Origin of the sequence: Gemella haemolysans (genome assembly GCF_901873445.1) — a bacterium.
Lineage (GTDB): Bacteria > Bacillota > Bacilli > Staphylococcales > Gemellaceae > Gemella > Gemella haemolysans_C.
The window spans coordinates 1-8,599 of the sequence record NZ_CABFLN010000047.1 but is presented as its reverse complement, the minus strand read 5'-3'; the positions used below and the strand labels follow the sequence as shown (position 1 = coordinate 8,599).

General features: G+C 34.3%; 3 protein-coding genes. All 3 read right to left on the bottom strand.

All coding sequences use genetic code 11. The features are described 5' to 3' along the window. Positions 1-714: 714 nt before the first annotated feature. Positions 715-864: a hypothetical protein gene (locus tag JX287_RS06355; protein ID WP_204643766.1), complete on the bottom strand. Its 150-nt coding sequence runs from the start codon at positions 862-864 to the stop codon at positions 715-717. Positions 865-1,164: 300 nt separating this feature from the next. Beyond that, complete coding sequence (locus JX287_RS06350) at positions 1,165-2,313, bottom strand: hypothetical protein (protein WP_204643764.1); 1,149 nt, start codon at positions 2,311-2,313, stop codon at positions 1,165-1,167. A gap of 209 nt (positions 2,314-2,522) precedes the next feature. After that, positions 2,523-8,528 carry a mucin-binding protein gene (locus JX287_RS06345; RefSeq protein WP_204643762.1) on the bottom strand — a complete coding sequence of 2,002 codons (6,006 nt, stop codon included), beginning with the start codon at positions 8,526-8,528 and terminating at the stop codon, positions 2,523-2,525. Between the last annotated feature and the right edge of the window lie 71 nt (positions 8,529-8,599).

The window sequence follows — 8,599 nt, the reverse complement described above, 5'->3', positions numbered from 1 at the left end:
CTATATTTTAGTTATCAGTTTTATTAGTTTTTACTGTTTTTTATTGAATATAAAAATATTTCAGTAACTATATTTATACTATAATATTTCTTTTTATAATTTCATAATACAATTTTTTATATCTCATTTTAAATAATTTTAGTGCGTTAAAAAATATTATACATATACTAATAAAGCCTTAAAATACAAACAGAAATAATCTTTATATTATTTTTTAAATATGTATAGTTAAGATGACCACCTTACTTTTCTTACCTTATTCGTTTTTAACCTCTCTTTATTAATAAGTTGTAGTTCGATTTCTTTACAATATTTTACGGATGTATCATTAATTTTTAAACTCCTTGGGAAATAATACTTTCCCTGTTCCTTAGATAATTCTAAAGTATAACTGATTCCATTAGCTGACTTAAACACTACAAAATAAATATTATCCCTTTTAAAACGAGAACCTACCCTTTTATTTAGGATTGTTTCTGCTGTATAAAATTTACATTCCTTTAAGTTTAGTATTTGATACAGTAATAACGTCCCAATTAATTTAAATTTATTTTCATTAAATCATCCATTATCCGCTTTACTAAGTCTCTCCAAAGTCCAATCATCTTTTAATCCTTCAAATATGCTACCAGCATTATTAGTTGGTAAATTTAAATGATGCTCTTTTGATAAACCTAATAAATGTGGAATTGAAGAGTTTGAAACTGATAATACTTAATTAGAACATTTTTCGATATTTGTCACATAGGTATATTTATATTGAGAAACGTATTTCTCGATTGTATTTGCTAAACGGGACATATTTATATTAGGAATATCAATATCTCCATTAAATTCCTCTAACCACTTTAAACTATATGTCATTTTCATCTTCTCCTAAAAAAAGAGAAGGAAGCCCTAGAACTTCCTTCTCTTTCACGTATTGAGTTTCACCTCACGCTAGATATGCCCTATCTATTCCTCAAGGGTAGGTAGTCCTGATATTCTTTTTCTCAACAAACATGATGATGTATATTGAGCCCACAGGCGGGTGCAGACCATATCCACTAGCCCACAAAGTAATATTATCTTTATAATTATTATAGCACCGTTTATAAATTATTGTCAATCCATATAGTTTTTACTATTTTTTTATTAAATATAAAAATATTTCGATTACATCGTTTAAGAAGTAAAGGTACTACTTACAACTACCCATCCGCTATTTTCGTAGTGTTCAAGTCTACCACTTGCATTTACTCTGTATTTTCCTACAATACTTCTATCTTTTTTCAAATTAACATAAGCTAAGTGGTCACTACCTAACCAAACATCATATGAGAAATCAGATGTTGAAGAATTACGAGAAAATTCTTTGATATATATAGCTCTAGCCCAGTCTCCTACTTGGGAATCACTAAGTTCTTTAGTATTCACAGAACTATCTTCTCTAAGGACTATACTACTTGAAGATGATTTACTGTCTTTACTGCTACTGTTATCTTTAGATTTTTCACTTAATCCTCTTACAGTATAAGAACGTTTAAATTCACCTTTGAGTTCAAGTTTTTTAGCATCAGCAGAGGATTTACTTAGACTTATTGTTACTTCGACTTTTTCTCCATTTTTTAAGTTATTTGATTTACTATAAGTTATAGTGGGCTCTTGTAAAAATTGTGTTACACTTCCATCTGAGTTTTCTACTGTTGGAATTTTCTTAATATCTGCTGCTGCAGTACCATCACCGTCAGTTCCGTATGGCTTAAACTCTATCTCATATTGATTAAGATTAACTACCGCCTTTTTATTAACAATATATTTATTATATGCAAAATATCCAGATATTGCTAAAAGACCAATAATTAGAAAACTAACTAATAGTATTATACCTGTTCTTTTCTTAGGTTCTGCGTATTCTTCATATACTGGATTAAAACTATTATCATTTTGTTCATAATATTCCTGGTTATTAGTTTGGAATTGATTATTATCATTATACATATTATAATTTTCTTGATATTGCTGTGTATTATAATTCATATTTTGATCTTGATAATTTACATCGTAATCATTTGTTCCCTGACTATACTGATCGTTATACCCCTGCATATCCTGATTCTGAAAGTTACCATTAAAATTAGTACTTTGATTATATTGATCGTTATACATATTTTGACTCTGATAATTTTCATTATAAATTTGACTTTGGTCATAATCGACGTCATTATAATTCATAAATTCCTGACTTTGATAATTATCGTAATAATTTGTATTCTGATTCTGATAACCGCTATTATATTCGTTGTTATTATGTTTTTGATTATTATTCCCCATATACTATCTCCTATATTCCTTAACACATTACATATTTATATTAAAAAAATTAAAAACATTTTTATACTACTATATTATCATACATTTTCACGTTTTTCTATATTAACCTGTGTAAATTCAAATTAATTACATTGTCATTGGACACTTACACTTAATATACAACCAAATAAATAACCAAAAGAGAAGCAAATTTTGCTTCTCTTTCAATGTTATTTATCTTTACGACGTTTAATCGCTGCTAATGCTATTCCAAACATTGCTAATCCTAGACCTGCTAGACCTGTATTAGTTTCTGTTTCTCCTGTATTTGCAAGTCGTTTAACTTGTTGTTTTTCAGTTACCTTACCAGGTACAACATTAGGATCTACTGGTGTTATTTTTTCAAATTTATGAACAGTAACACCATCTTTCGTTGTAGTCGTAATAAATCTATATCCAGGAATTTTTCCTGATTCATAAGTACCAGGTTTGTCCGGTTTAATTGGATTTCCATTTTCATCAAACCATACTGTAACCTTGTATTCTGGTTTGTCAACTGTTGGTGTTCCTGGTCCGAAAATATGTGTAATCTTATCACCTTCAAGGATAGTCGCTAACCAAACAAGATTGTCAAATCTTCCTTTTTCATGAATACCTTCTTCTCTTGGTTTCAAGACTTTACCTTCAACGTCAATCCATTCTGTTGTTCCTACAAATTCTTTTAAGTCATGAATATTCGGTATTACTGATACAATCTTACTAGTCTTAGTTTCATGTTTCGTTTGAGTATCAATCCATGTCTTCGGCTGAATTTTATTACCTGGGATAGAAACTATTCCGGTACTTGGATTAACTGTAACTCCTTCTGGAGCTTTTTCAATTTTCCATGTTCCATCTTTGTCTTTCTTAGTAACAATCTCTTCTCTTGGAGCGTTTGGATTATTTCGTTTTGTATACCAGATGTTCAACGTATCTGCATCCTTATTCGGCACGCCAACTTCTACTAAAGTATTTCCTCCTGGGCGTTCAATGACTCTTGGTGTCGGTGGAAGAACTTCAATCTTACGAACTGTTACTGTGAAGATTTGATCTACCTTAGTATCATTATCAAATACCCCTGTACCTTCTTTAGGATATTCGTTTGTTTTCACTTCATATCCTTTAGCTTCTAATGCAGAAATTGTAGATTTCACTAATGCATCTTTCGTGAATTTATCTCCTGCTTTACCAGTTTGTAAAATAGACGCAGCTACTGAATTTCCGTTTTCATCTACGAAGTTTACAATCGCTCTTTGTTGTCCGTCTTTTACATACTCGATTGGAATATCCTGACTTGGATTCTCTGGTACCGGTGGAATGTTATAACCTTTCGTTGGGTCTTTTGGATCTACTGGAGTTAACGGTACTAGTGGGTTTTCTGGACTCACTGGTTTCGTTGGGTCTTTCGGTACTACCGGAGTATGTCCTGGTACATGAGGAACTGTTTCTGTCGGTGTTCCTGGTTTCGTTGGATCTGTTGGATTATTTGGATATGGTTTTGGTGTCATATCTGTTCCTTCTGGTGGTTTTACACCTTCTGGAATTCTTGGTATCCATGAACCAAGTTTCTTGTAAACCACTTCAATCGTTTGATTTGCAACAGTTGGTGTTATTCCTTTTCTTTCAGCAACTTCTTTTTGAGCTGGGTCTTTAAGGATGTAACCTTTAACTACTGGTGATGATACTTTATCAAATGTACTATCTCCACCAACTGCTTTCCAGTCTCCATAAGTAATCTCACCTGTTACTACATTAATCTTAGCTTCACGTGTAAATGTAACTTTGTCTGTTGATGGTTCAGAAACTTTGTTTCCTTCTTCATCAACATAATTAATTGTACGTGTTACTTGTTTTGTAGTTTCTAGTTTGTTGATTAAGTCCTCTGTCCACCTTGGAATTGTTGGATCATTTGGATTATTTGGATCTACTGGTGTATCTGGATCGATTGGTTGTCCTGGTACTGGTTTATTTGGATCTTTCGGATTTGTTGGATCAAATGGTTTCACTGGTTTAACACGTGGTGTTAATGTCACCTTGAAGTATTGATCAACCTTAGGATCGTTGTCAAACGTTCCTTTTGGTGGATAAGTGTTAGTTTCAACATCATATCCTTTTAGTTTTAATTTCGCAATTGTTGCTTTGATTTCACCGTCTTTTGTTAATGGTGTATTTGAATCTCCTGTTTCTGTGATTGGTGTTTCTAATACATTTCCTTTTGAATCCACGAAGCTTGTGATTGCTTTTTGTTGTCCGTCTTTTACATACGTAATTGGTGTATCTTGACCTGGTATTGTTGGCACTGGTGGTACGTTATATCCTTTTTCTGGATGGTTTGGATCCACCGGTGTTAACGGTACTAGTGGGTTTTCTGGACTCACTGGTTTTGTTGGGTCTTTTGGTACTACCGGAGTATGTCCTGGTACTTGTGGGATCACTGGTACTTTCGGACTATTCGGATCTTTTGGATCTTGTGGTTTTTCCGGGTTTGGTGTTACCACTTTACTTGGATCTTTAGGATCATTGTCGTACGGTGTTGGTGTTAGAGGAGTTTTCGGTGTTACTCCTTCCGGCACTTTCGGTACGAATGAACCTACTTTAGTGTAAACAACAGTAATTGTTTTATCTTCTGAATCAGGTCTAACTGTTTCTGATGCTACTTCTTTTTGTTTTGCATCTTTTAAGATGTAACCTTTAACTACTGGTGATTTCACCGCATCGTATATTTTATCTGTAGATGTCCAATTACCATAAGTAATCTCACCTGTTACTACGTTAATCTTAGCTTCACGTGTAAATGTAACTTTGTCTGTTGATTTCTCAGAAACTTTGTTTCCTTTTTCGTCAACATAGTTAATTGTACGTGTTACTTCTTTCTTAACGTCCAGTTTCTTAATTAGTTCATCTGTCCATCTTGGAATTGTTGGATCATTTGGATTATTTGGATCTACTGGTGTATCTGGATCGATTGGTTGTCCTGGTACTGGTTTATTTGGATCTTTCGGATTTGTTGGATCAAATGGTTTCACTGGTTTAACACGTGGTGTTAATGTCACCTTGAAGTATTGATCAACCTTAGGATCGTTGTCAAACGTTCCTTTTGGTGGATAAGTGTTAGTTTCAACATCATATCCTTTTAGTTTTAATTTCGCAATTGTTGCTTTGATTTCACCGTCTTTTGTTAATGGTGTATTTGAATCTCCTGTTTCTGTGATTGGTGTTTCTAATACATTTCCTTTTGAATCCACGAAGCTTGTGATTGCTTTTTGTTGTCCGTCTTTTACATACGTAATTGGTGTATCTTGACCTGGTATTGTTGGCACTGGTGGTACGTTATATCCTTTTTCTGGATGGTTTGGATCCACCGGTGTTAACGGTACTAGTGGGTTTTCTGGACTCACTGGTTTTGTTGGGTCTTTTGGTACTACCGGAGTATGTCCTGGTACTTGTGGAATCACTGGTACTTTCGGACTATTCGGATCTTTTGGATCTTGTGGTTTGTCTGGATTTGGTGTTACCACTTTAGTTGGATCTTCTGGATCGTTGTCATACGGTGTTGGTGTTAGAGGAGTTTTCGGTGTTACTCCTTCTGGCACTTTCGGTACGAATGAACCTACTTTAGTGTAAGTAACAGTAATTGTTTCATCTTTTGCATCTGACTTAACTGTTTCTTTTTCAACTACTTTTTGAGCTGGGTCTTTTAAGACATAACCTTTAACTACTGGTGATTTCACCGCATCAAATGTACTATCTCCATCAACCGCATTCCAATCACTACCATTGCCCTTAAATGTAACTTTATCTGTAGATGGTTTAGCTAATTCATTACCTTTTTCATCCACGTATTTGATTGTACGTGTCACTTCTTTTTTACCAGTTGTTTCTGGTTTTGGTTTATCTGGCACTTTTTCATACGTAATCGGCGTATCGTTTCCAGGCGTTTCTGGTACTGGTGGTACCTTGTATCCATTTTCTGGATGTTCTGGATCTACTGGTACTAATGGATTTCCATCTGGTGTCTTAGGTGTATAACCTGGCACATATGGAATCACTGGTGGTTTCGGTGTATTTGGATCCGTTGGTGTTCCTGGTTCAGGATATACTGGTGTTCCAGGTTTTGTTGGATCTGTCGGATTGTTTGGATATGGTTTTGGTGTCATATCTGTTCCTGTCGGTGGTGTTACACCTTCTGGTAATCTTGGTACCCATGCCCCTATTTTTCTATATTCAACTGTCACTTCATATGAATCAGTATCAGGTTGAACTGTGTTCTTTGCTACAAAGGCGATATTTGCAAAATAGCCATCTAATACAGGTGTATCAACTTTTAATAACTCTTTTGTTTCAGCATCCCAAGCGCCAAATTTTGTTATATATGTTGTCAAACTAGTAGTTGCATCTCTTGAAAATTCAACTTTATCTACTTTTGTTTTGATTTTTTCTGTATTAAGTTCTGTTTTGACTTCTTTTCCATCTTTAACATCGATTTGAACGTATTTAATTGTACGTATTACTGGTACAATTTCTTTATCTTTTAAAATTGGTTCATTTACTACAATTTTGTAAACTTGCGTTGGTTCTCTTTCTTCAGAATCGTCCAATGTATCATAGTTAGTTGTTTTTGATATAGGATTCTTCGTTGATACGATATACCCTCGTTGTTTTAAAGATGCAATTTTATTATCAACTTTTTCCCTATCTTCTGTTGTTACTACTTGATCAGAAACGCCATTAAATTCAAGTTTTTCTTCAGGTAATTCTACTTCTTCTCCAGTTGTGACATTAACAACTTTGATAAGAATTTTTTGTGGATTCGGTTTGTACTCAATCACAAAATTCTTTTTAGGATCGTTCGGTACATTCGGTACCTTGTACCCTTTTTTCGGATCTGCTGGATCTACCGGTTTTACTGGTACTAGCGGATTTGTATTAGGATCCTCTGGTTTTGTTGGATCTGTTGGGATCTTAGGTGTATAACCTGGCACATATGGAATCACTGGTGGTTTCGGTGTACTTGGATCCGTTGGTGTTCCTGGTTCAGGATATACTGGATTTGTTGGTTTTGTTGGGTCGTTTGGATTGTTTGGATATGGTTTTGGTGTCATATCTATACCTTTTGGCGGTGTTACACCTTCTGGTAAGTTCGGTACCCAACTTCCTAGTTTTGTATAAACAACTTCTCTCGTTATATTAGTCACACCACCAGTTGAAGATGGTGCTGTTGCCTCTTCTTCTTCTATGCTTGCTTTATTTGCGATATAACCTTCTAATACTGGTGTATCTACTTTCGGGAATTTACTATTTGTGCTTGTCCAATCCTTGTAAGATACCGTATCATTCGCTGTATCAGTTACTTCTTTTCCTGTGAATTCGACTGTATTTTCTTTCTTTCGTTCTTCAAGAGTCGTTCTAATTATAGCTCCATTCACATTATCTTCTTTTACATAGGTAATTGTTCTCTTAACTGTTCTGGTCACATCTACTTCTACCGGCGCTGGTGGCGTATTATCTTCCTCATATACATAAGTTACTGTTCTTGCTTCTGTAGAAGTCATCGTACCTGTGTCACTTGCAGAAGTTCTTAATCTTCCATCTTCAAGCGAATTGTCCTCTAATGATCTCTTCAATCTATAACGTTTACCATCAGCTGCTGTTAAAGTAGCAAGTTTTTTGCCTGTTACATCATAATCTGTACCTAATAATTGATCTTTTTGAGCAATATATGTTCCGTCTGTATCTTTTTTACCTATATCAGTTTCTTTTTGACCTTTTACAGTATTTTTAAGTGTTAATACAGTCCCACCGACAGTTTGATACTTAACTTTCACATTCCCAGACATAGCCGATCTTAATTCAGAAGTCTTCTTACTCTTTTCGATTTCTTCTATAATTTTCTTTTTCTTGTCTTCTGGAAGATTTGACTTACTAATAATTCTTCTTGCGACTTCTTTTGATGGTTCTACCGTATCTTGGATTACTGAGAAATCGGCTAGGATAGGCAGGTTATATTGAAGTCTTGGACTTTGCTTATTAACCCCAACACGTTTTTCATTTTCCGCAAACACTTGCACTTTATAGGATACAACGTCTTTGCCTAGTGGAATATCTCCTGTTGAGAAGTATCCACCTTTACCTAGTTTGTCCTGATCGCCATCAATTTGTTTTTCAATCTCTTTTGATAATTCATTATCAGCTAGCACTTTTGAACGTGTGACATTATCTCTTTCAACAAAAAGGTTCGTGAATTTTGAAAGACCATCTTCTTCTCCCG

Coding starts and splice junctions, on each gene's coding strand:
- JX287_RS06355 (WP_204643766.1), bottom strand. CDS start 864: ATGACATATAGTTTAAAGTGGTTAGAGGAATTTAATGGAGATATTGAT.
- JX287_RS06350 (WP_204643764.1), bottom strand. CDS start 2,313: ATGGGGAATAATAATCAAAAACATAATAACAACGAATATAATAGCGGT.